1 protein-coding gene and 1 pseudogene are annotated in these 500 nt (G+C 60.8%); both read right to left on the bottom strand.

Features of this window, described 5'->3' with window-relative positions; translation table 11 throughout:
- Nucleotides 1-135, bottom strand: a pseudogene (locus tag BBF94_RS27850) (succinyl-diaminopimelate desuccinylase); the annotation flags it as partial.
- A gap of 212 nt (nucleotides 136-347) precedes the next feature.
- Nucleotides 348-500, bottom strand: a 153-nt coding sequence (locus tag BBF94_RS28530; RefSeq protein WP_176704518.1) for a hypothetical protein, incomplete at its 5' end; no start/stop codon positions are given.

The raw sequence follows: 500 nt of genomic DNA, 5'->3' as shown, positions 1-500 counted from the left end.
CAGCTGGAAACCGGCATCGCCCAGGCGCTGCATCATCTGCGTCTGGCAATCGGCGTCGACCGGCGTCACGGACGGACGGCGGATCAGGTCGATGGCCAGTTGGAGGGTCGGCGAGAGGTCGGCGTGGGCCGTCATGGAAAACTCCGGATGCTGTAAATGTGGGAGCGAGCTTGCTCGCGATGACGATGTCCTGTTCAACATAAGTGTTGAATGTGACGGACTCATCGCGAGCAAGCTCGCTCCACAGGTCTAGTGGCAGGCCATCGGGGCCTTGGCCCCGCAAAATGGCGGTTATCTTAAAGCAAAACGGCGACCATTGGCCGCCGTTTTAGTGCTTCGTCGAGGAATTAGACGACAGGTGCCGGTTCAGGCGCTGCCGCCGGTTTCGGCAGCGACGACAGGAACGCCATGATCAGCGCCGCCACGTATGGCAGCGACTGCACCAGCAGCATTGCCACCCAGAAACGCATGTCGTTGCTCGGAATGCCCTGCACCAGGAA

The organism is Pseudomonas bananamidigenes (assembly GCF_001679645.1).
Lineage (GTDB): Bacteria > Pseudomonadota > Gammaproteobacteria > Pseudomonadales > Pseudomonadaceae > Aquipseudomonas > Aquipseudomonas bananamidigenes.
Note: the sequence above shows the minus strand (reverse complement) of the source record. Positions and strands in the feature narration are given on the sequence as shown.